The 22,906-nt window shown below is 66.9% G+C and carries 22 protein-coding genes; 19 read left to right on the forward strand and 3 right to left on the reverse strand.

Annotation, left to right across the window (positions count from 1 at the left end; translation table 11 throughout):
* Positions 1-10 precede the first annotated feature (10 nt).
* From E3T49_RS06835 to pdxH, 8 genes are all read left to right on the forward strand, one after another.
* Positions 11-298 (forward strand): hypothetical protein, encoded by a 288-nt coding sequence (locus tag E3T49_RS06835; RefSeq protein ID WP_134424210.1) that lies wholly within the window; start codon positions 11-13, stop codon positions 296-298.
* 183 nt (positions 299-481) lie between these two features.
* A complete protein-coding gene (gene lysA / locus E3T49_RS06840; protein ID WP_134424250.1) occupies positions 482-2,005 on the forward strand; it encodes a diaminopimelate decarboxylase in 1,524 nt (507 codons plus the stop codon).
* Entirely contained in the window at positions 2,002-3,339 is a 1,338-nt protein-coding gene (locus E3T49_RS06845; RefSeq protein WP_134424211.1) for a homoserine dehydrogenase, read from the forward strand. Before lysA ends, E3T49_RS06845 begins: the two co-directional genes overlap by 4 nt.
* Positions 3,339-4,460, forward strand: coding sequence for a threonine synthase (thrC, locus tag E3T49_RS06850; protein ID WP_134424212.1), 1,122 nt, complete (start codon positions 3,339-3,341; stop codon positions 4,458-4,460). The genes E3T49_RS06845 and thrC overlap by 1 nt, the downstream gene beginning before the upstream one ends.
* The gene (gene thrB, locus E3T49_RS06855; RefSeq protein ID WP_134424213.1) at positions 4,457-5,410 is read left to right on the forward strand and encodes a homoserine kinase; all 954 of its coding nucleotides are present in this window, start codon (positions 4,457-4,459) and stop codon (positions 5,408-5,410) included. Before thrC ends, thrB begins: the two co-directional genes overlap by 4 nt.
* A 274-nt stretch (positions 5,411-5,684) precedes the next feature.
* On the forward strand, positions 5,685-8,147 hold the full coding sequence (gene rho / locus E3T49_RS06860) for a transcription termination factor Rho (RefSeq protein ID WP_241972691.1): 2,463 nt from the start codon (positions 5,685-5,687) through the stop codon (positions 8,145-8,147).
* On the forward strand, positions 8,147-9,226 hold the full coding sequence (prfA, locus tag E3T49_RS06865; RefSeq protein ID WP_134362834.1) for a peptide chain release factor 1: 1,080 nt from the start codon (positions 8,147-8,149) through the stop codon (positions 9,224-9,226). The genes rho and prfA overlap by 1 nt, the downstream gene beginning before the upstream one ends.
* Before the next feature lie 97 nt (positions 9,227-9,323).
* Complete coding sequence (gene pdxH, locus E3T49_RS06870) at positions 9,324-9,965, forward strand: pyridoxamine 5'-phosphate oxidase (protein ID WP_174722391.1); 642 nt, start codon at positions 9,324-9,326, stop codon at positions 9,963-9,965.
* A 29-nt stretch (positions 9,966-9,994) separates the two neighbouring features.
* On the opposite strand, the gene E3T49_RS06875 is transcribed toward pdxH, so the two are convergent.
* From E3T49_RS06875 to cysK, 3 genes are read right to left on the reverse strand one after another with little or no spacing between them, the layout of a single operon-like run.
* Positions 9,995-11,002 carry an isopenicillin N synthase family dioxygenase gene (locus E3T49_RS06875; RefSeq protein ID WP_134424215.1) on the reverse strand — a complete coding sequence of 336 codons (1,008 nt, stop codon included), beginning with the start codon at positions 11,000-11,002 and terminating at the stop codon, positions 9,995-9,997.
* A 12-nt stretch (positions 11,003-11,014) separates the two neighbouring features.
* The gene (gene epsC / locus E3T49_RS06880; protein ID WP_134424216.1) at positions 11,015-11,593 is read right to left on the reverse strand and encodes a serine O-acetyltransferase EpsC; all 579 of its coding nucleotides are present in this window, start codon (positions 11,591-11,593) and stop codon (positions 11,015-11,017) included.
* Between the two features lie 29 nt (positions 11,594-11,622).
* Positions 11,623-12,561: a cysteine synthase A gene (cysK, locus tag E3T49_RS06885; protein ID WP_134424217.1), complete on the reverse strand. Its 939-nt coding sequence runs from the start codon at positions 12,559-12,561 to the stop codon at positions 11,623-11,625.
* 86 nt (positions 12,562-12,647) lie between these two features.
* Between cysK and prmC the strand changes: the two genes are divergently transcribed.
* From prmC to atpD, 11 genes are all read left to right on the forward strand, one after another.
* Positions 12,648-13,553: a peptide chain release factor N(5)-glutamine methyltransferase gene (gene prmC, locus E3T49_RS06890; RefSeq protein WP_134424218.1), complete on the forward strand. Its 906-nt coding sequence runs from the start codon at positions 12,648-12,650 to the stop codon at positions 13,551-13,553.
* 40 nt (positions 13,554-13,593) lie between these two features.
* Positions 13,594-14,397, forward strand: a complete 804-nt coding sequence (locus E3T49_RS06895) for an L-threonylcarbamoyladenylate synthase (protein WP_134424219.1) — start codon at positions 13,594-13,596, stop codon at positions 14,395-14,397.
* Positions 14,394-15,617: an MraY family glycosyltransferase gene (locus E3T49_RS06900; protein WP_134424220.1), complete on the forward strand. Its 1,224-nt coding sequence runs from the start codon at positions 14,394-14,396 to the stop codon at positions 15,615-15,617. Before E3T49_RS06895 ends, E3T49_RS06900 begins: the two co-directional genes overlap by 4 nt.
* Complete coding sequence (locus E3T49_RS06905; protein WP_241972692.1) at positions 15,614-16,099, forward strand: Cg1360 family ATP-synthase-associated protein; 486 nt, start codon at positions 15,614-15,616, stop codon at positions 16,097-16,099. Before E3T49_RS06900 ends, E3T49_RS06905 begins: the two co-directional genes overlap by 4 nt.
* Positions 16,100-16,276: 177 nt before the next feature.
* Entirely contained in the window at positions 16,277-17,059 is a 783-nt protein-coding gene (gene atpB, locus E3T49_RS06910) for a F0F1 ATP synthase subunit A (protein ID WP_134424221.1), read from the forward strand.
* Between the two features lie 51 nt (positions 17,060-17,110).
* Positions 17,111-17,341, forward strand: coding sequence for an ATP synthase F0 subunit C (gene atpE / locus E3T49_RS06915; RefSeq protein ID WP_174720104.1), 231 nt, complete (start codon positions 17,111-17,113; stop codon positions 17,339-17,341).
* Positions 17,342-17,352: 11 nt separating this feature from the next.
* Positions 17,353-17,895: a F0F1 ATP synthase subunit B gene (locus E3T49_RS06920; protein WP_134424222.1), complete on the forward strand. Its 543-nt coding sequence runs from the start codon at positions 17,353-17,355 to the stop codon at positions 17,893-17,895.
* The gene (locus E3T49_RS06925; protein ID WP_134424223.1) at positions 17,895-18,692 is read left to right on the forward strand and encodes a F0F1 ATP synthase subunit delta; all 798 of its coding nucleotides are present in this window, start codon (positions 17,895-17,897) and stop codon (positions 18,690-18,692) included. The genes E3T49_RS06920 and E3T49_RS06925 overlap by 1 nt, the downstream gene beginning before the upstream one ends.
* A gap of 86 nt (positions 18,693-18,778) precedes the next feature.
* Entirely contained in the window at positions 18,779-20,416 is a 1,638-nt protein-coding gene (atpA, locus tag E3T49_RS06930) for a F0F1 ATP synthase subunit alpha (protein WP_134424253.1), read from the forward strand.
* Between the two features lie 103 nt (positions 20,417-20,519).
* A complete protein-coding gene (locus tag E3T49_RS06935; RefSeq protein ID WP_134424224.1) occupies positions 20,520-21,422 on the forward strand; it encodes a F0F1 ATP synthase subunit gamma in 903 nt (300 codons plus the stop codon).
* Between the two features lie 18 nt (positions 21,423-21,440).
* The gene (gene atpD, locus E3T49_RS06940; protein ID WP_134424225.1) at positions 21,441-22,904 is read left to right on the forward strand and encodes a F0F1 ATP synthase subunit beta; all 1,464 of its coding nucleotides are present in this window, start codon (positions 21,441-21,443) and stop codon (positions 22,902-22,904) included.
* Positions 22,905-22,906: the final 2 nt, after the last annotated feature.

Here is a 22,906-nt window from a genome sequence, read left to right on the forward strand (position 1 = left end):
AGGAGGCACCATGACTCATCTGCGCATTCAACATCCCGTGCCCGACTACGACCGGTGGAAGCGTGCGTTCGACCTGGACCCGGCGGACCGCCGCGGATCAGGCGTGCTGCGGTACACGATCCTCCGCTCGGCGACGCAGCCCACCATCGTCATGGTCGACCTGGAACTGGGCTCGGTCCGGGAGGCCGAGAAGCTGCTTCTCAAGCTGCGGCGGCTCTGGAGCAGCACCGGCCCGACCGTCATGACCGACCCCGAAGCGTGGATCGTAGACGTGACCGAAACCGTCGAACTGGGCTAGAAACGGCCCACCGCGCCGCATGACGTAACGCGATTCGGCTCTCACCGGCGGCGTTCGCTACAATCAGGGCAGGTCCCCGGTCGCAACCGGCGGCATCCTTTTCACTGGCTTCAGGGACCAATCCGGGTTCGCTCGCCACTTTAGTGAGACACCCACTCGACATTTCCCGTGAGGTTTTCACCCGTGGCCATCAACCCGCTCGCCCCCGACTGGCTCCGCCCGCCCGACGACGCCAACGCGCTCGTCGACGGCCTCTGGCCGGCCACCACCGAACGCACCCCGCAGGGTGACCTCGCCATCGGCGGCTGCACAGCCTCCGACCTGGCCGCCGAATTCGGCACCCCTCTCTACGTGATCGACGAGACGGATGTCCGCACCCGCGCCGCAGCTCTCCGCGCCGCGTTCGAGGCCGAGTTCGCCCGGATCGGCACCAGCGTGCACATCTACTACGCCGGCAAAGCCTTCCTCTCAACCGAGATCGCGCGCTGGATGCTGGCCGAGGGTCTCAACCTCGACATCTGCACCGGCGGGGAACTCGCCGTCGCCCTCGCCGCCGGCACCCCGCCGAACCGGCTCGGCTACCACGGCAACAACAAGTCCCTCGCGGAAATCGACGAGGCGTGCCGGGTCGGCGTGGGCACGATCGTGATCGACAGCCCGGTCGAGATCGGCCGGGTCGCCGCGGCCGCCGCCCGGTACGGCATCGTGCAGGGCGTGCGCCTGCGCGTGAACAGCGGCGTGCACGCGCACACCCACGACTTCCTCGCCACCGCCCACGAGGACCAGAAGTTCGGCGTGACGCTCGACGACGCCGCAGCGCTGGTGGGCCGCATCCGGGCCGAGCCGAGCCTCAGCTTCCGCGGCCTGCACTGCCATATCGGGTCGCAGATCTTCGGCGCGGACGGCTTCGCCGAATCCGCGTCGCGTCTGCTCGGTCTGCACGCCGCCCTGCTCACGGACGGTCCCGTGCCGGAGCTGAACCTCGGCGGCGGTTTCGGCATCGCCTACACCAGCGCGGACACCCCCACCCCGATAGGCGAACTCGCCGCGAGCCTGGCCGACATCGTCGCCGCCGAATGCGGAACCCTCGGCATCCCGGTGCCGGTGGTCGCTTTCGAACCCGGTCGCGCCATCGTCGGCCCGGCCGGAGTCACCCTGTACCAGGTCGGCACCACCAAGGCCGTCGACGTGGCCGGCAGCCCGCGACTCTATGTCAGCGTCGACGGCGGCATGAGCGACAACGCCCGCCCCGCCCTCTACGGCGCCGACTACAGCGTGCGGCTGGCCGGCCGGGTGTCGGCGGCCGAGCCCGTGCTGGTGCGTGTGGCCGGCAAGCACTGCGAGAGCGGCGACATCGTCGTCGACGCCGACTACCTCCCCGGCGATGTGGCCCCCGGCGACCTGGTGGCCGTCGCCGCCACCGGCGCCTACTGCTGGTCGCTGTCGAACAACTACAACTTCGTCGGCCGACCCGCTGTGGTCGCGGTGGCCGGCGGCGTTCCACGGATGCTTGTGCGCGGCGAGACCATCGCCGATCTGCTCGCCCGCGACACGGGGGTCTCGACCGGGGCAGGCTCGACCGCCGGGGTCTCGACAGGCTCGACCACCGGGGTCGGGGCAGGCTCGACCGCCGGGGTCGGGGCAGGCTCGACCACCGGGGCCGGGGCAGGCTCGACCACCGATCTACCGAAGGAACCCGCCCGATGATCGAATACCGCAATCTGCGCGTCGCACTGCTGGGCGGCGGCTCCGTCGGCGCGCAGGTGGCCCGGCTGCTGCTCGAAAACAGTGAAGAGCTCGCCAACCGGGTCGGCGCCAACCTCGAGCTGGTCGGCATCCTGGTGCGCGACCTCGACGCCGAGCGCACCGTCGACCTGCCCCGCGAGCTGTTCACCACCGACGCCGAGACCCTGATCCTCGGCGCCGACGTCGTGATCGAGCTGATGGGCGGCATCGAGCCCGCCCGCACACTCATCCTGATGGCGATCAACTCGGGGGCGGATGTCGTCACCGCCAACAAGGCGCTGCTCGCCACCCACGGGACCGAACTCTTCGCCGCCGCCGACCAGGTCGGCGCGCAGCTCAAGTACGAGGCCGCCGTGGCCGGCGCGATCCCGATCGTGCGGCCGCTCGGTGAGAGCCTCGGCGGCGACCAGGTCAACCGCATCCTCGGCATTGTGAACGGCACCACCAACTTCATCCTCGACCGGATGGACACCGAGGGGGACACCCTCGAGGAGGCGCTTGCACTGGCCACCGACCTGGGTTATGCCGAAGCCGACCCCACCGCCGACATCGGCGGCTACGACGCGGCGCAGAAGGCGGCCATTCTCGCCAGCCTCGCCTTCCACACGACCGTGCCGCTCGCATCCGTCTACCGGGAGGGCATCACCGCCATCACGCCGGCCCAGATCGAGTCCGCCCGCAAGGCCGGGTACGTCGTGAAGCTGCTCGCCATCTGTGAACGCCTCATCGACGCCGAAACCGGCCAGGAGGGTGTCTCCGCCCGGGTCTACCCGGCCATGGTGCACCGCAGCCACCCGCTCGCCTCCGTACACGGCGCCAACAACGCCGTCTTCGTCGAGGCGGAGGCGGCCGGCAGCCTGATGTTCTACGGCGCCGGCGCCGGGGGAGTGGAGACGGCGTCCGCCGTGCTCGGCGACCTGGTGTCCCTGGCCCGCCGCCACATCGCCGGCGGCCCCGGCGTCCCCGCGTCCCAGCACGCCGACCTGCCGGTGTTCGACATCGGTCAGATCACGACGCGCTACGCCGTCACACTGGAAGTCACCGATGAGCCCGGCGTACTCGCCACACTCGCCAGTGTGTTCAGCGACCACGGTGTGTCCCTCGCCCTGGTCGAGCAGTCCATGACGCCCGCCCAGCCCGGAACCGCGAGTCGCTCCGCCGTCTCCGCCACGGCTACCCTAGTTATCGGAACGCACGAGGCCACGGAGGCGGCCCTGGCCGCCACCGTGAGCGACCTCGCCGCGAACAGATTTGTCACCAATGTCGCATCCGTTTTGAGAGTTGAAGGAGCCTGATGTCCAGCGAACGAGAGACTCTGCTGAAGCCCGCCGTGAAGACGGCGTCCCGGCAGTGGCGCGGCGTGCTGCGCGAGTACGCGGACCGTCTCAACATCACGGATGCCACCCCCATCGTCACGCTCGGCGAGGGCGGCACCCCGCTGATTCCCGCCCCGGCGCTCTCCGCCCGAACGGGTGCGAAGGTCTGGATCAAGTACGAGGGCATGAACCCGACCGGTTCCTTCAAGGACCGCGGCATGACGATGGCCATCTCGAAGGCCGTCGAAGACGGCGCCAAGGCCGTCATCTGCGCGTCCACCGGAAACACCTCCGCCTCGGCCGCCGCCTACGCGACGCACGCCGGCATCCAGGCCGTCGTGCTGGTGCCCGAGGGCAAGATCGCCATGGGCAAGCTCAGCCAGGCCATCGCGCACAACGCGCAGCTGCTGCAGGTGCAGGGCAACTTCGACGACTGCCTCGACATCGCCCGCGACCTCTCCGCGAACTACCCGGTCCACCTGGTCAACTCGGTCAACCCCGACCGCATCGAAGGCCAGAAGACGGCCGCCTTCGAGGTCGTCGAGGTGCTGGAAGACGCCCCGGACATCCACATCGTCCCGGTCGGCAACGCCGGCAACTACACCGCCTACACGCGTGGTTACACCGAAGAGCTCGAACGCGGCGCCACCACGAAGCTGCCCCGCATGTTCGGGTTCCAGGCGGCCGGTAGCGCCCCGATCGTGCTCGGCCACCGCGTCGACCACCCGGAGACCATCGCCAGCGCCATCCGGATCGGCAACCCTGCCTCCTGGGACCTCGCCCTCGCGGCGCGCTCCCTGACCGACGGCTACTTCGGTGCGATCAGCGACGAGAAGATCCTCGAGGCCTACCGCATCCTCTCGGCCGAGGTCGGCATCTTCGTCGAGCCGGCCTCCGCGATCAGCGTCGCCGGTCTGCTCGAACGCGCCGAAGCCGGGCTCATCCCCGCCGGCTCCACCGTGGTGCTCACGGTCACCGGCCACGGGCTGAAGGACCCGCAGTGGGCCCTCCGTACCGCGGACGGCTCCGACGTCACGCCGACCATCGTGCCGGTCGACACCGCCGAGATCGCCGCCGTCCTCGGGCTGGTCCAGAAATGATCATCGCCGAGGCCGTTTCCGGCCGGTCGGCGCTGGCGGGCCGTTCCGTCACCGTGCAGGTGCCGGCCACGACGGCCAACCTCGGCCCCGGCTTCGACACCCTGGGCCTGGCGCTCGCGCACCACGACCACCTCGAGGTCACGGTTCGTGACGAACCCGGCGTCACGGTCGAGGTGCACGGCGTCGGTGAGGGCGTGGTGCCCACCGACGAGTCCAATCTCGTCGTGCGCGCCATCATCCACACCTTCACGGCCTACGGTCAGGACCTGCCCGGTCTGAACCTCGTGGCCCACAATGAGATCCCGCACGGCCGCGGCATGGGTTCGTCCGGCGCCGCCATCGTCGCCGGGATCATGGCCGCCAAAGGTCTGCTCGAAGGCATCGTCGACATCGACGCCGAGGCGCTTCTGGCCCTCGCGACCGAGATGGAGGGACACCCCGACAACGTGGCACCGGCCCTGTTCGGCGGTCTCACGATCGCCTGGATGACGCCCGATGGCCCCCGTCACAAGAAGCTGATGGTGCACCGCGGCGTCAAACCGCTCGTGTTCGTTCCCGAGCACGCCATGTCCACGGCGCTGGCACGCAGCCTGCAGCCGGAGAGCGTGCCGCACGAAGACGCCGTGTTCAACCTGTCACGTTCGGCCCTGTTGATCGCCGCTCTGATCCAGAGTCCGGAACTGCTGCTCGCGGCCACCGAAGACAAGCTGCACCAGAGCTACCGTGCGGCCGCCATGCCGGAAACCAACCGATTGATCACCCTGCTCAGGGAGCACGGATTCGCCGCCGTCGTGTCCGGCGCCGGCCCGTCGATCCTCGTGCTCGCGAGTGACCCGGGGCAGCGCCTCGTCGCGGCAGAGCTCGTCGCGGCCGAGTCCGAGACGCCCTGGCAGGCTCTCATGCTCGCCGTCGACGTGCTGGGCGCGACCGTCACCCGCACCGACCGCTGACGACGAATCCGAACGCCGAGGACACGCCCTGCGGGGCGGTCCTCGGCGTTCTTGCGTTCTGCTACAGTGAAATAGCACCCGATGGAACCGCGTAACGTCCGGTTCCCTTCTCCGGTGCATTCCCTGTAACTCACTGCTATCGCATCATCTATGCGTAGCTGTGTGTGTTCACTTCAATCCACATCATTTTGGGATTGGACCACCCGCAGCGCGTGAGACGCTGCAACAGCTTCCCTGGCCAGCACGCATGACGCCAGGGGAAAGGACAATTTTCGTGACTGACGTCAACCTCCACACCCCCGGTGCGGATTCCTCGCACCTCACCAGCCTTCGCGTCGCCGAGCTTCAGGCTCTGGCGCTCGAGCTGGGCATCCCGGGTGCTTCCAAGCTTCGCAAGGGCGAGCTCGTCGGAGCCATCACCGCCGCGCAGGCTCAGACGGCCTCCGCGCCTGTCTCCGCTCCGGCTGCTCCGGTCGAAGCTGCGGCTCCCGCCGGCGAGACCGCCGATGCGGCAGCGCCGCGCAAGCGCGTGTCCCGTCGGGCCTCCACCTCCACCGCCGCTCCCGCAGTGGCACACGTCAACGCGGACGGTGAACTGGGCATCGGCATGATCGTTCCGGATGACGCCGCGACCCTTCGCCGCACCACCGCCCCCACCACCTACGCCGGCTCCTCCGCGGACTCGCCCGCGACCGAGACGGCCGCCCCGGCCCTGAAGCCGGCACGTCAGGCCCGCAAGCGCGCCACCTCGGTCACCGTGAAGGCCGCGGCCGATGCCGCCGCCGAGGCGCCCGCAGCCGCAGCCGCCCCGATCGTCACCGAGGACGCACCGGCTCCGGCCGTCGCCGAGACCGCCGTCGTGGCCGACGAGCCCACCGAGGCCGTCGAAGCTGTCGAGGCCGCCCCCGAGAGCACCGGATCCGGCCGTTCGCGCCGCAGCAGCTCACGCGGTGGCCGCAACGGAAGCGCCCGCAACAGCATCGACGCCCGTAGCAGCATCGACGCGCGCAACAACGCCGACGAGCTCGCCGCAGAGCCCGTCGCCGACCAGCACGCACCGGCCGAGCCCGCCGCCACCGATCAGGCCGAGCAGACAGACCAGACCGAGCAGGGCGAGTCGACCGACCCGGCCGAGCAGCCCCGTCAGGGACGCAACCGCAACCGCAGCCGTGGGGGCGACCGCACGCAGACCGCCGACCGCGGCACCGAGCGTGGCGAGGAAACAACCCGCCAGCAGCGCCAGACCGGCAACCGCGGCCAGGGGCAGGACAACCAGGACCGCAACCAGGACCGCAATCAGGGCCAGGAGCGCAACCAGGGCCAGGACCGCGGCCAGGGCCAGGACCGCGGCCAGGGTCAGGACCGTCAGGAACGTCAGGACCGCAACCAGCCTCAGGAGCGTCAGGACCGCAACCAGGGTCAGGACCGCCAGGACCGCCAGGGCCAGGACCGCAACGCCGGCCCCGACCGTGCCGGCCTCGAAGACGACCTGAACGGCCGCAGCAACCGCAACCGTTTCCGTGACCGCAAGCGTCGCGGCGTCACCACCGGCGACGACTTCGAACCGGAACTGAACGACGACGACGTGCTGATCCCCGTCGCCGGCATCCTCGACGTGCTCGACAACTACGCGTTCGTGCGCACCTCCGGCTACCTGCCGGGCGCCAGCGACGTCTACGTGTCGCTCGGCCAGGTCAAGAAGTACAACCTGCGCAAGGGTGACGCCGTCGTCGGTTCCATCCGCCAGCCGCACGAAGGCGATCAGAGCGGCCGCCAGAAGTACAACGCGATCGTGAAGGTCGACTCCATCAACGGTCTGACCGTCGAAGAGGCCGCCAACCGCGTTGAATTCCAGAAGCTCACCCCGCTCTACCCGACGGAGCGTCTGCGCCTTGAGACCGAGCCCGGCAAGCTGACCCAGCGGATCATCGACCTGGTCGCCCCGATCGGCAAGGGCCAGCGCGGCCTGATCGTCGCGCCGCCCAAGGCCGGCAAGACCATCGTCATGCAGCAGATCGCCAACGCCATCGCCACGAACAACCCCGAGGTCCACCTCATGGTCGTCCTGGTCGACGAGCGTCCCGAAGAGGTCACCGACATGCAGCGCACGGTGAAGGGCGAGGTCATCGCCTCCACCTTCGACCGTCCCGCCGAGGACCACACCACGGTCGCCGAGCTCGCCATCGAGCGCGCCAAGCGCCTCGTCGAGCTGGGCCACGACGTCGTCGTGCTGCTCGACTCGATCACCCGCCTGGGCCGGGCCTACAACCTGACGGCCCCGCCGTCGGGCCGCATCCTCTCCGGTGGCGTCGACGCTTCGGCGCTCTACCCGCCCAAGCGCTTCTTCGGCGCCGCGCGCAACATCGAGAACGGTGGCTCGCTCACCATCCTCGCCTCCGCCCTGGTGGAAACCGGGTCCAAGATGGACGAGGTCATCTTCGAGGAGTTCAAGGGCACCGGCAACATGGAGCTCCGCCTGTCACGCCAGCTGGCCGACAAGCGCATCTTCCCCGCCGTGGATGTCAACGCATCCGGCACCCGTCGTGAAGAAATGCTGATGAGCACCGACGAGGTCAAGATCACCTGGAAGCTGCGCCGCGCCCTCGCCGGGCTCGAGCAGCAGCAGGCGCTCGAGGTCATCCTCGGCCGCCTCAAGGAGACCACCTCCAACGTCGAGTTCCTGATGCAGGTTCAGAAGTCGATGCCGACCCTGAGCGGGTCAGACAAGGATCACTGATGTTCGAGTCTGTTCTGACTCTGCTGGCTGAGCACGACGAGCTCCAGTCTCAGCTGGCGGATCCCGAGCTGCACGCGAACCCGGCCCGCTCGAAAAAGGTCAACCGTCGCTACGCCGAACTCAGCCGCATCATCGCGGCGTGGAACGAGTGGAAAGAAATCGGTGAGAACCTCGACGCCGCGCGCGAACTCGCGGACGAGGACGCCGACTTCGCCGCGGAGATCCCCGGTCTGGTGGAGCAGCTCGAAACCGCAGCCGAAAAGCTGCGGCGCCTGCTGATCCCGCGCGACCCGCTCGACGCCCGCGACGTGATCATGGAGATCAAGATGGGGGAGGGCGGTGCGGAATCCGCACTGTTCGCCGCCGACCTGCTCCGCATGTACCTGCACTACGCGGAGTCGAAGCGCTGGAAAACCGAGATCATCGAGCAGACCACCAGCGACCTCGGCGGCATCAAGGACATCCAGCTCGCCATCAAGGGCAACTCGAGTGATCCTGCCGAAGGCGTCTGGGCGCACCTGAAGTACGAGGGAGGCGTGCACCGCGTTCAGCGGGTGCCGGCCACCGAGTCGCAGGGACGCATCCACACTTCCGCCGCCGGCGTGCTCGTCTTCCCGGAGGTCGACGAGCCCGAAGAGGTCGAGATCAGCGCGAACGACCTCAAGATCGACGTGTACCGGTCCAGCGGTCCCGGTGGCCAGTCGGTGAACACCACCGACTCCGCCGTGCGCATCACCCACCTTCCGACCGGCATCGTCGTGGCCATGCAGAACGAGAAGAGCCAGCTGCAGAACAAGGAAGCCGGCATGCGCGTTCTGCGTGCCCGCGTCCTCGCCCGTCAGCAGGAAGAGATCGACGCCGCGGCATCCCTGGTTCGGAAGGGCCAGATCCGCACCATGGACCGGTCCGAGCGCATCCGCACCTACAACTTCCCGGAGAACCGGATCGCGGACCACCGCACCGGCTACAAGGCCTACAACCTGGACACGGTCATGAACGGCGCCCTCGACGCCGTGATCGATTCCTGCATCACGGCTGACGAGGCCACCCGGCTCGCCGAGATCGGCGACCACGACTAAACCTCCGACGCGGGTGCCCAGCCCCGCTCTCTCGTAGTCTGGAGAGAGCGGCGGCTGGGTTTTCGTATGTCCGCCGGGCAACGAGGCGAGGATGCTGATGGAATCCCTGACGAGTCACACCGACTACGGCGCCGAGGGCCTGAGCGAGGCCATGGTCAATCCCGACCCCATGCTCGAGTTCGCGGCCTGGCTGACGGCGGCCGAAGGTGCCGGGCTCTACGAGCCCAACGCCATGGTTGTCGGCACCATCGATCCCGACGGCCGGCCGAGCAGCCGCACCGTGCTGCTCAAGGGCCTCGACGGGCGCGGGTTCGAGTTCGTCACCAACTACGACTCCCGCAAGGGCCGGGCGCTGCGGGCGAACCCGGGTATCACCCTGCTCTTCCCCTGGTACCCGATGCAGCGTCAGGTGATCGTCTACGGCACTGCCCAGCCCACGGATGCGGCGGCGAGCGATGCTTACTTCACGCGCCGACCGCGCCCCGCGCGCATTGCCGCCGTGGCCAGCGAGCAGTCGGAGCCGATAGCCAGCCGCGAGTTGCTCGAGGAGGCGGTGCGCTCCGTCGAGCGGCGGTACCCCGATGACACGGACGTGCCGCGGCCCGCCGACTGGGGCGGGTTCCGGGTGTTGCCGCACGCGATCGAATTCTGGCAGGGCCGTACATCCCGGCTTCATGACCGGTTGCGTTTCACCGCGGCGGAGGGCGGCGGCTGGACTCTGGAACGACTGCAGCCGTAACGCCCATCACCGGCGCGTTTCAGATCTTGTCAGACCAGGTCGGAGTAGTGGATCGCGGCCACGTCCGGGTGCGCGCGCAGGCGGCTCTTCAGCGCGTTCTCGCCATAGGTGGAGAAGATCGGGTTCTCCGGGTCGGCCGTCACTCCGGGGGCTTCGAGGGAGTCCGGCAGAGTGAGCAGCGGCACGGTCGCGTCGAGGGCGGGGCCGAAGAAGAACGGGATCGAGACCCGGTCGTCGCCGATCAGGGGCGAGATCACACGGTGCACGGTGGCCTTGAGGTAGCCGTTCGTGGCAACCTCGAGCAGCTCGCCGATGTTCACGACGAACGCGCCGTCGAGCGGGGGAGCGTCGATCCAGGCACCGTCCTTCTCCACCTGCAGCCCACCCTTGCCGGGTTCGACGAACAGGAGGGTCAGTACACCCGAGTCCTTGTGTGCGCCCACGCCCTGACGCGGCGTGGGGTCGGATTTGCCGGGGTAACGCACGATCTTGATCAGCGTGAACGGCTTCTCGGCGAACGCCGCGTCGAACACATGCTCGTCGGCGCCGAGCGACAGCGCCCAGGCCTGCATCAGGCGCAGGGCAACCGCGTTGAGTTCCTCGCGCCAGGCGGTCATCACGGTCTCGAGGGCGGGCAGTGCGGCCGGCCACTGGTTCGGTCCCTCGAGACGCAGGTAGTCGGCATCCGTGGGCCGGGCCAGCGCCGGGCGCTCCGGTCCGATGTCGATCTGCTCGCGCCAGTCGACCTTGCCCTGCGTGAGCTCGCCGCCGACGCGGGTGTACCCGCGAAAATGCGGGCTCCGCAGGTTCTCGATCGCCATCTTGTCGTCGTCGGGCAGTGCGAAGAAGGCTCGGGACGTGCGCATCACCCGCTCGATGAGTTCAGCGGGCACACCATGCCCGGTCAGATAGAAGAATCCGAAGGTGTGGGCGGCGTCGCGCAGGTCGGTGCGGAAAGCCTCTGCCTCCCTGTCGCCTCGGTCGAGCCGGGAGAGGTCGAGAACGGGAAGGGTGAGGGGTGCGGTCTCGTCAGTCATGCGTCTGATTCCTTAGTCGTCGCCGGGGTGCAACCCGCGCGCGGATTCGATGGTGTCGGGCTTGGCCGGTTGGATGGTGGCCGGGATTCCCAGCAGCAGGGACTTGGCCGGGGCGTCGCGGGTGACCACGGCGTTGGCGCCGATGGTGCTCCACGCACCGATCACGATGGGCCCGAGAACCTTGGCCCCGGCTCCGATCGTGACGCCGTCGTGCAGGGTGGGGTGCCGTTTCTCACCACGGGTCACCCCGTGCCGGGTCTTCCCGCCGAGCGTGACCCCGTGATACAGCATCACGTCGTCGCCGATATCCGAGGTTTCGCCGATCACCACGCCCATGCCGTGATCGATGAACAACCGCCGTCCGATCCGGGCGCCCGGATGGATCTCGATCCCGGTCAGGAACCGGGTGAACTGCGACAGGAGCCGGGCGGGCAGGTGCAGTCCGGCGTCCCACAATCGGTGGGCCACCCGGTACGACCACACCGCGTGCAGGCCGCTGTACGCCAGGAACACCTCGAGATTGCTGCGGGCGGCCGGGTCGTGGGCGCGCGCCATCGCAATGTCTTCGCGGATGCGCGACACGATACTCATCTGCGGCGACGCTGCCCCGGCCCCGGCGCCTAGTCCAGCAGGTCCTCGTAGAGAACAGTAGAGAGGTAGCGCTCACCGAAGCTCGGCATGATCGCCACGATGGTCTTGCCCGCGTTCTCCGGGCGTTTGGCCTGCTCGATGGCGGCCCAGACGGCGGATCCGCCGGAAATTCCGGACAGGATGCCCTCATCCGTCGCCAGCGCGCGGGCCGTGGCCACGGAATCGGCCAGGGTCACGTCGGTGACCTCGTCGTAGATCTTCGTGTCGAGAACGTTCGGGACGAAGTTGGCACCGATGCCCTGGATCTTGTGCGGTCCGGGCTTGCCGCCGGTGAGGATGGGGGAGTCGATCGGCTCGACGCCGACGACCCGAAGGGACGGCTTGCGCTCCTTGAGCAGCTGGCCGGTGCCGGTGATGGTGCCTCCGGTGCCGATCCCGGCGACAAGGATGTCGACGGCGCCGTCGGTGTCGTCCCAGATCTCGACGCCCGTGGTCGCGTAGTGGATGGCCGGGTTGGCCGGATTGTCGAACTGGCGGGCCAGAATGGCGCCGGGGGTTGCGGCGGCGATCTCCTCGGCCTTCGTGACCGCGCCCCGCATACCCTCGGAGCCCGGGGTCAGAACGATTTGGGCCCCGTAGGCGCGCAGGAGCAGACGGCGTTCGCGGCTCATGGTTTCGGGCATCGCGAGAATGACCGTATAGCCACGGGCGGCACCCACCATGGCCAGCGCGATGCCGGTGTTGCCGCTGGTGCCCTCGACGATGGTTCCGCCCGGAGCCAGTTCGCCCGATGCCTCGGCCGCATCGACGATCGCGATGCCGATCCGGTCCTTCACGCTGCCTGAGGGGTTGTAGAACTCCAGTTTCACCAGCACGGTCGCGTCGAGGCCTGCGGTGAGCCGGTTCAGCTTGACCAGCGGGGTCTTGCCGACCGCTGCGGTGATGTCGGAGTAAATCTGAGCGGGCATCGGTGGTCGCCTTTCGATCGGGGTCACGGACCTCGCCCAGCCTACGGCCACGGGATCGGGCGTGCGCGTGCATTACATTTCAATACGTGACAACTCCGCCGAGCAACCATTCCATTCCCGCCAGCGTCGACACAATCCGGAACGTGGCGATCGAGACGCTCACCCAGGCCGGAATAACCGACCCCGAGGTCGACGCCGACCTGCTGATCGGGCACGTGCTCTCCCAGAGCCGGGGGCAGGTGCAGGCCGCGGGCATCCTGCGCACGGCACTGGGGGAGACGGATGCCGCGGCCATCCTCGAACTCGTTCGTCGCCGCTCCCTGCGCGAACCCCTGCAGCACATCACCGGGCGGGCTCCGTTCCGTTCCCTCGAACTCTTCGTCGGGCCGGGCGTCTTCGTTCCCCGCCCCGAGACGGAGCAAGTGGTGCAGTTCGCGATCGACGCGCTCCGGGCGCTGCCCGACGCCGAGCCGATCGCGGTGGACCTCGGTACCGGCAGCGGGGCGATCGCACTGGCCATAGCCGTCGAGGTGCCGAATGCGCGCGTCTTCGCCGTTGAGAATTCACCGGAGGCCTTCCCCTGGACCAGCCGCAACTTCGGGGCGGTCGCCGCGTCGAACGCCACGCTGGTGTTCGGCGACCTCGCCGAGGCTCTCACCGAACTCGACGGCACGGTGGCCGTCGTCATCTCCAACCCGCCCTACATCCCGGTGGATGCGATCCCGCGCGACCCGGAGGTGCGCCTCTTCGACCCCGCCCGGGCCCTGTTCGGCGGCCCGGACGGCCTCGACGTCGTGCGCCACGTGTCCCGCACGGCCCTCCGGCTGCTCCGCCCCGGCGGACAGATCGTGATCGAGCACGGTGAGCTCCAGGGGGCCGAGATCCGCGCGCTCCTTGCCGCCGACGGCTGGCGTGCGCCCGCCACCCACCGCGACTACACAACGCGCGACCGCGCCACCACAGCCCTCGCTCCGCCACCCGCCGATCGGTGAGAACGGCTCGCTCAGGGTCGCTGCATTAGAATCAGGGACAATGACACGCATCTATGACTGTTCAGTTGACACTCAATACGCGGCCGGCATGAGGCTAGCGCGCTCGGCCATCGGCCGCGGCGCGCTTGTTGTCATCCCCACCGACACGGTCTACGGCATCGCCGCGAATGCGTTCGACCCGGAAGCGGTGCAACGGCTCCTCGACGCGAAGGGCCGCGACCGTTCGTCGCCGCCGCCCGTGCTGATCCCCGGAATCCCCACCCTCGACGCCCTCGCCCAGGGCATTCCGCAGCCCGTGCGCGAGCTCGTCGCCGCGTTCTGGCCCGGTGGTCTCACGGTGGTGCTGAACGCCCAGCCGTCACTGGCCTGGGACCTGGGGGACACCCGCGGCACCGTTGCACTGCGGATGCCGAGCAATCCCGTCGCCCTCGACCTTCTGTCGGAGACGGGCCCGCTCGCTGTGTCATCCGCCAACACCACCGGACTTCCCTCCGCGATCGACGCGCTCGGCGCGGAAGAGATGCTCGGCACCAGCGTGGCCGTGTACCTCGACGGAGGCACGGCCGGCCTCGGCTACGAACCGATCGGCGACCGGCCGGGCGACACCTCGTCGACGATCGTGGATGCGACCGGTTTCGATTCAAACGGCGGAAAAGTGGTCATCGTACGCAACGGCGTGATCTCCCGCGCGGACATCGAAGCCGTGATCGGCGACGCTCTCGCTCCGATCGGGTTCGGTGCACCCGAACCCGTGGCCGAGGCCGCGCCTGCCCCCGACGCGGAGCCCGCCGCCGGCGCGGCGCCCGAGATGGGCGACCCTGCCGCAGGCCTCGACCCCGCATGACCATCTTCATCCTGCTGAGCTTCGTCTCGGCCATTGTGACCTTCGGGTTCTCCTTTCTGGTGCTGAAGCTCAGCCATCGGTACCAGCTCTACCCGAAGATCCGCGAGCGCGACGTGCACACCCGGCCCACGCCCCGCCTGGGCGGGATCGCGATCTTTCTCGGGATCGTCGTCGCGTTCGGGGTGTCCTGGCTGATCGCCGCCGGGTTCGCGCCGCTGCGACTCATCTTCAGCGATCCGCAGCAGATCCTCGCCATCCTCGGCGCGGCGCTGCTGATCGTGCTGCTGGGTGTGGCCGACGACCTCTGGGACCTCGACTGGATGACGAAACTGGCCGGGCAGTTCATCGCGGCCGGCCTCATCGCCTGGCAGGGCGTGCAGGTCCTGTCGCTCCCGATCGGTGGGCTGACCGTCGGGTCCTCCTGGATGTCCATCCTGATCACGGTGATCGTGATCGTGATCGTGATGAACATGATCAATTTCATCGACGGGCTCGACGGCCTGGTGGCGGGCGTCGCCCTCATCGCGAACGGCGTGTTCTTCCTTTATAGCTACCTGCTGGCACGGGACACGTCCCCGAGCAACTACTTCAACCTCGCCTCCCTGATCGCAGCCATCCTGGTGGGTGCGTGCATCGGTTTCCTGCCGCTCAACTGGCGGCCGGCGAAACTCTTCATGGGGGATGCCGGCGCTCTCCTGGTCGGTCTGCTGATGGCCACGTCCGCGATCGCGATCACGGGCCAAGTCGACCCGACGTCCGTCAACCGGTCGCAGCTGTTCCCGGCGTTCATCCCGATCATCCTGCCGGTGGCCATCCTGATCATCCCGCTGCTCGACTTCGGCCTCGCGGTGTTCCGGCGGGTCCGCGCCGGAAAATCGCCCTTCAGCGCCGACCGGAAGCACCTGCACCATCGGCTGCTGGACATGGGACACTCGCACCTGCACGCCGTGCTGATCTTCTACGGGTGGACCACGGCCGCCTCCGTCGGATGCCTGCTGTACTTCCTGCTGCCGGTGTACTACGGACTTCCCACCTGGTACGCCACCATCTTCCTGATCGTGGCACTGGTGGTCTGCACACTCGTCACACTCGCTCCGTTGAGCCGGCGCAAGGCCGTCGAAACCGCCAGTCAGCTCGCCCGCCCCACCGACCACCAAGAACAAATCGCCAAACTCGATCGCCTCGACGAGGCGTCGACGACGGCTGAGGAGAACGTATGAATGCACCCGATCCCACCGGCCCGTCCACCACGCTCGGACGTGTGCCCTCGGACGCCAGGGGCGTCCTGACCGCAGTCCTTCGATACACAGGCTTCCTCGCGATTGCCATCGCGATCGTCGGCGGTGGACTCGGCTACCTTTTCGCATCAACCGAAGGCCTCATCAGCGCCCTCATCGGCACCGCGCTTGCCGTCCTGTTCGCGTCGATCACCGCGGTCAGCATCATCGGGGCCATGCGGTTCGACATCGCCGCCTTCTTCGGCATCGTGATGGGCGCCTGGTTGCTGAAAATCGTCGTCTTCATCGTGATCCTCGCTCTGCTTCGTGATGCTTCCTTCGTGCAGACGACAGTTCTGTTCATCACCGTCATTGCCGGAGCCGTCGGCACCATGCTCGTCGACGTCCTCGTGGTCTTCCGCTCACGTCTGGGCTACGTGAATGACGCCGTGCTCCCGAACAACACCGACCACTCCCACTCCTGACCGGAACAGGGCATTCGATTAGTCCCCGTGAGCGAATGTTGATAGAGTCAAAAACCGTCACGGGTCACAGTGCGTTCCACTGTGCCAGAGACCATATCTGCCCATTGTCGCCGTTGTGCACCCGCACAGAAACAGGAGATAGCGCTGTTGTATAACGCTGCGAACTTACTGGTTCCCATGGCTACCGGCGATGAGTTTCAGGCTCCGGGCATCAGTGAGTTCCTTGGACTCCCCGCGTTGTTCTTCGAAGGCACGCCCTTCGAAATCAACCGGATCATCCTGGTCCGCCTCCTCGCCGTAGCAGTGATGCTCTTTCTCTTCTGGCTTGCCCTTCGCAAACCGTCCCGGGTCCCTGGCCGCGGTCAGAGCATCGCCGAACTCGCCCTGGGTTTTGTCCAGGTGCAGATCGCCGATCAGATCCTCGGCAAGGAGATGGGTCGCCGCTACCTGCCCCTGCTGGCCGGCATGTTCTTCGGCATCCTGGCGATGAACGTCACGGGCGTCATCCCGGCCCTGAACATCTCGGGTACGGCACTCATCGGCATGCCCCTGCTGCTCGGTCTCGTCGCCTACGTCGTGTTTATCTACGCGGGCATCAAGCAATTCGGCACAGCCAAGTTCTTCAAGAACTCGCTCTTCCCGGCCGGTGTGCCGTGGCCGATCTATATCCTGCTCGCCCCGATCGAGTTCATCAACATCTTCATCGTCCGGCCGATCTCGCTCGCTTTGCGACTCCTGCTGAACATGATGGTCGGGCATCTCCTGCTCGTGCTGTGCTTCGGGGCGACGAGCTTCTTCATCTTCACTGCAGGCGGCTTGCTGGGGCTCTTCGGAATCGGGACGCTGGCGTTCGGGTTCATCTTCACCTTTGTCGAGTTCGCCGTGTTCATCCTCCAGGCGTACATTTTCACCCTCTTGACCGCGGTGTACGTCCAACAGGCTGTGGCTGAAGAGCACTGACACATATGACTGCGTCGACCGGCGCCGTTTTCGATTGAAAGGACACACATAGTGGAATCCACCATTCTTGCTGAGATCACCGGCAACATCGCCACCGTCGGCTACGGTCTTGCCGCGATCGGCCCGGGCATCGGCATCGGTATCGTCGCCGGAAAAACCGTTGAAGCCATGGCCCGCCAGCCCGAACTCGCAGGCCGTCTCCAGGTCACCATGTTCCTCGGCATCGCGTTCACCGAGCTCCTTGCATTCATCGGTGTAGCCGTCTTCTTCATCTTCGTCTAGGGATCGCCACCATGCCTGAGCTTGTTCTGGCAGCAGAAGCGGACACGAATCCGTTCCTTCCTGCCATCTACGACATCACCTGGTCGGCTGTTGTCTTCCTGGTCGTCATGGTCTTCTTCGTGCGCTTCGCGATCCCGCGCTTCCGCCAGATCCTCGACGATCGTGCGGAGGCCATTGAGGGAAACATCGCCAAGGCAGACGATGCCCAGCGCAAGGCGGAAGCTGCTCTGGAGCAGTACACGACCCAGCTGGCCGAGGCGAGGGCAGAGGCCGGCAGGATCCGCGACGCCGCCCGCGTCGACGGACAGGCGATCGTGAACGAGCTCAAGGAGCAGGCCGTCATCGCAGCCGCTCGGGTCACCGCGACGGCGAAGGCTCAGATCGAGGCTGAACGTCAAGCCGCAGTGATCTCCCTGCGCAGCGAAGTCGGCACACTGGCCATCGATCTGGCTTCCGGCGTCATCGGCGAGAGCCTGACGGACGACGAAAAGGCCAGTGGCATCGTCGACCGGTTCCTGGCTGACCTCGAGGCCTCGGAGAAAGTGGTCCGGTAATGGGTAGCGCCACCAGGGAAGCCTTAGTCTCGACCCGGGCCGTTCTGTCCCGTCCCGAGGGCACGAATGACCTCGCGACCGGGGTGAATTTGTTGAACTCCGGCCGGGTGATCGGCCACACGTCACAGCTTCGGTCGGCTTTGGTCGACCCGTCAGCGGATGCGGCGGCGAAGTCCACCCTCGTGAGCGCAATCTTCTCGGGTGCAATGACTCCGACCGCGCTGGAGCTTCTTCAAGCAGCCGCTGCCGCACGCTGGTCGAACCACACCGATCTGCTGGCCGGAATCGAAGACCTCGGGCTTCGGGTGATCGCGGCTTCGGCCACTGTTCCCGGCCAGGTCGCAGAGGAACTGTTCGCGTTCGGCAAGACCGTGTCGTCCAACGGTGAGCTCGAACTCGCCCTCGCCTCCAAGCTCGGCTCCACGGCGGCGAAGGTCAACGTTGTCGACTCCCTCCTCGTCGGCAAGGTCTCCGAGCAGACGCTCGCGATCGTCCGGCACCTGGTGCAGCAGCCCCGCGGCCGCCGCATCGGGGAATTGCTGCGCTACGCCGCATCCGTCGTCGCGGACCAGTCGAATACCTCGATCGCCACGATCACGTCGGCCTCCGCGCTGGCGCCGGAGCAGGTTGAGCGACTTCGGGCCAGCCTCACGGCGCGCTACGGGCGTCAACTCACGATCAACGAGGTTGTCGACCCCGCAATCGTCGGGGGCGTCCGCGTTCAAATCGGTGACGACATCATCGATGGCAGCATTGCCACCCGCCTTAAAGATCTGAGAATCCAGCTCGCTGGCTGACCGCTTCAGCCAGTACCACACACCTCGAGGCGGCAACGTCTCGTGCAAGACAGAACCTGTACACCCAGTACAGAAAAGGGAAGATGATGGCAGAACTAACGATCAGCCCCGATGAGATCCGTGACGCTCTCCAGGACTTCGTGAAGTCCTACGAGCCGAACAAGACGGCGACGACCGAGGTTGGCTACGTCACCACGGCCGGCGACGGCATCGCGCACGTCGAGGGCCTTCCCAGCGTGATGGCGAATGAGCTCATCAAGTTCGCGGACGGCACCCTCGGCCTCGCCCAGAACCTGGACGAAGACGAGATCGGCGTCGTCGTTCTCGGCGAATTCGCCGGAATAGTCGAGGGCATGGAGGTGCACCGCACTGGCGAGGTCCTCTCCGTACCCGTCGGCGACGGCTACCTCGGTCGCGTTGTCGACCCGCTCGGTGCACCCATCGACGGTCTCGGCGAGATCAAGAGCGAAGGCCGCCGCGCCCTGGAGCTTCAGGCTCCCGGCGTGATGGACCGCAAGTCGGTGCACGAACCCATGCAGACCGGAATCAAGGCCATCGACGCCATGATCCCGATCGGCCGCGGCCAGCGTCAGCTGATCATCGGTGACCGACAGACCGGCAAGACCGCGATCGCGATCGACACCATCATCAACCAGAAGGCCAACTGGGCCTCCGGCGACGTCAACAAGCAGGTTCGCTGCATCTACGTCGCCATCGGTCAGAAGGGCTCCACGATCGCCGCCGTCAAGGGCGCGCTCGAGGATGCCGGAGTCATGGAGTTCACGACCATCGTGGCGTCCCCGGCCTCTGACCCGGCCGGCTTCAAGTACCTCGCCCCGTACACCGGCTCGGCCATCGGCCAGCACTGGATGTATGCCGGCAAGCATGTTCTCATCATCTTCGACGACCTGTCCAAGCAGGCTGAGGCCTACCGTGCCGTGTCGCTGCTTCTGCGCCGCCCGCCGGGACGTGAGGCGTACCCCGGAGACGTGTTCTACCTGCACTCCCGTCTGCTCGAGCGTTGCGCCAAGCTGTCGGACGCCCTCGGCTCCGGATCGATGACCGGTCTGCCGATCATCGAGACCAAGGCGAACGACGTGTCCGCCTACATCCCGACCAACGTGATCTCGATCACCGACGGCCAGATCTTCCTGCAGTCCGACCTGTTCAACGCCAACCAGCGTCCCGCGGTCGACGTCGGCATCTCGGTGTCGCGAGTCGGCGGTGACGCTCAGGTCAAGTCGATCAAGAAGGTGTCCGGCACCCTGAAGCTCGAGTTGGCGCAGTACCGGTCGCTCGAGGCCTTCGCGATGTTCGCCTCCGACCTGGATGCGACGAGCCGTCGTCAGCTCGGCCGTGGCGCTCGCCTGACCGAACTCCTGAAGCAGCCCCAGTACTCGCCGTACCCGGTCGAAGACCAGGTCGTCTCGATCTGGGCCGGCACCAACGGCAAGTTCGACGAGGTTCCCGTCGCCGACGTGCTGCGCTTCGAGCGTGGCCTGCTCGACCACCTCGCTCGCACCACGAGCGTCCTCACGACGCTGCGCGACACCAACGTTCTCGACGACGCGACCATCGCGACGCTCGAGATCGAGGTCGACAACTTCAAGCAGGGATTCCAGACGGGCGAGGGCAAGCCGCTCGCCTCGGTGGGCAAGGAAGTCTTCGAGGCGATTCCCGCCAACGAGGTCAACCAGGAAAAGATCGTCAAGCACCGCCGCTAAGCGCCATCGGCCGCGCTCCCGACTCTCTCGAGCCGCGGGGCGCGGCCAGTGTCACTCGATCACCCGCACCAATTCAGCACTGACAAGGAAGCACAGGAGACACATGGGAGCGCAACTTCGGGTCTACCGGCAGAAGATCAAGTCTGCCCAGACGACTAAGAAGATCACTCGGGCCATGGAGCTGATCTCTGCCTCGCGCATTCAAAAGGCCAAGGCCCGCGTCGCCGCCTCAACCCCGTTCGCCCGTGCCGTCACGCAGGCGGTGTCTGCGGTAGCGACCTACTCGAACGTCGCGCACGTCCTCACGACCGAACCGGAGACGATCGAGCGCGCTGCGGTCGTCATCTTCGCTTCCGACCGTGGTCTCGCCGGGGCGTTCAGCTCACAGGTGCTGCGGGAGGCAGAATCGCTCAGCGAGCTGCTGCGCAGCCAGGGTAAGGACATCGTCTACTTCCTGGTGGGTCGCAAGGCCGCCGCGTACTTCAGTTTCCGCCGCCGCGTGTCCGAGCGCGTCTGGACCGGTTCCACCGACCAGCCGCAGTATGAGACCGCACGCGATATCAGCGACGCGCTGCTGGAAGCCTTCCTCCGCGAGGCGGAAGACGGTGGAGTCGACGAGATCCACGTCGTCTACAACCGGTTCGTCAGCATGGTCACCCAGGTGCCCCAGGTTGTCCGGCTGCTTCCCCTGGAGGTCGTCGAAGGCGTCGAAGAACCCGGTGACACCCAGGTCCTGCCGCTCTACGAGTTCGAACCGGACGTCGAAACGGTGCTGGACTCACTCCTGCCCGTCTACATCGAGAGCCGCATCTTCAACTCCATGCTGCAATCCGCCGCAGCCGAGCACGCCGCACGTCAGAAGGCCATGTCCTCGGCCTCCGACAACGCGGACAAGCTGATCAAGGACTACACCCGGCTGTCCAACAACGCCCGGCAGACCGAGATCACGTCACAGATTTCCGAGATCGTGGGTGGGGCCGACGCGCTCTCATCCGCCAAGCACTAATCCAGAGAAGAGAGAGCTATGACTGACACCATATCCGCGCCAGTCCATGCACCGGTCGAGACCGTCGCCGTGGGCCGAATCGCCCGGGTCACGGGCCCGGTCGTCGACATCGAGTTCCCGCACGACTCGATTCCGGGCATGTACAACGCATTGAAGACCACCATCGTCATCGGTGATGTGTCGACCGTGATCACGCTCGAGGTCGCCCAGCACCTGGGCGACGACCTCATCCGCGCCATCGCCCTGAACCCGACCGACGGGCTGGTTCGTGGCCAGGAAGTCCGGGACACCGGTTCCCCCATCACGGTTCCCGTCGGGGACGTCACCAAGGGGCGCGTGTTCAACGCCATTGGCGAGGTGCTCAACGCGGAGCCCGGCGAGAAGATCGAGATCACGGAGCGCTGGCCCATCCACCGCAAGCCGCCGCCCTTCGATCAGCTGGAGTCCAAGACTCAGCTGTTCGAGACCGGCATCAAGGTCATCGACCTTCTCACCCCGTACGTCCTGGGTGGAAAGATCGGCCTGTTCGGTGGAGCCGGTGTCGGCAAGACCGTTCTGATCCAGGAAATGATCCAGCGCGTAGCGCAGGACCACGGTGGAGTGTCCGTGTTCGCCGGTGTCGGTGAGCGCACCCGTGAGGGCAACGACCTCATCCACGAGATGGAAGAAGCCGGCGTCTTCGACAAGACCGCGCTCGTGTTCGGCCAGATGGACGAGCCGCCGGGAACGCGTCTTCGCGTCGCCCTCTCCGCCTTGACCATGGCCGAGTACTTCCGCGACGTTGCCAAGCAGGACGTGTTGCTGTTCATCGACAACATCTTCCGCTTCACGCAGGCCGGCTCCGAGGTGTCGACCCTTCTGGGTCGCATGCCGAGTGCCGTGGGCTACCAGCCGACCCTGGCCGACGAGATGGGCATCCTTCAGGAGCGCATCACGTCCACCCGTGGTCACTCGATCACGTCGCTCCAGGCCATCTACGTGCCTGCTGACGACTACACCGACCCGGCCCCGGCGACCACGTTCGCCCACCTGGATGCCACCACCGAGCTTTCCCGTGAGATCGCGTCGAAGGGCCTCTACCCGGCCGTCGACCCGCTCACCTCGAGCAGCCGTATCCTCGACCCCCGCTACCTGGGTGCCGATCACTACAACACGGCCGTGCGCGTCAAGGCGATTCTGCAGAAGAACAAGGAACTGCAGGAGATCATCGCGATCCTCGGTGTTGACGAGCTGTCCGAGGAAGACAAGGTCACCGTCTCCCGTGCGCGCCGTATCCAGCAGTTCCTGTCGCAGAACACCTACATGGCCAAGAAGTTCACGGGCGTCGAGGGTTCCACGGTATCGCTCAAGGACACCATCGAATCCTTCACGGCGATCTCCAACGGCGACTTCGACCACGTGGCCGAGCAGGCCTTCTTCAACGTCGGCGGCATCGCCGACGTGGAGGAGAAGTGGGCGAAAATTCAGAAGGAGAACGACTAGTC

It is taken from the genome of Cryobacterium cryoconiti (assembly GCF_004403065.1).
Lineage (GTDB): Bacteria > Actinomycetota > Actinomycetes > Actinomycetales > Microbacteriaceae > Cryobacterium > Cryobacterium cryoconiti.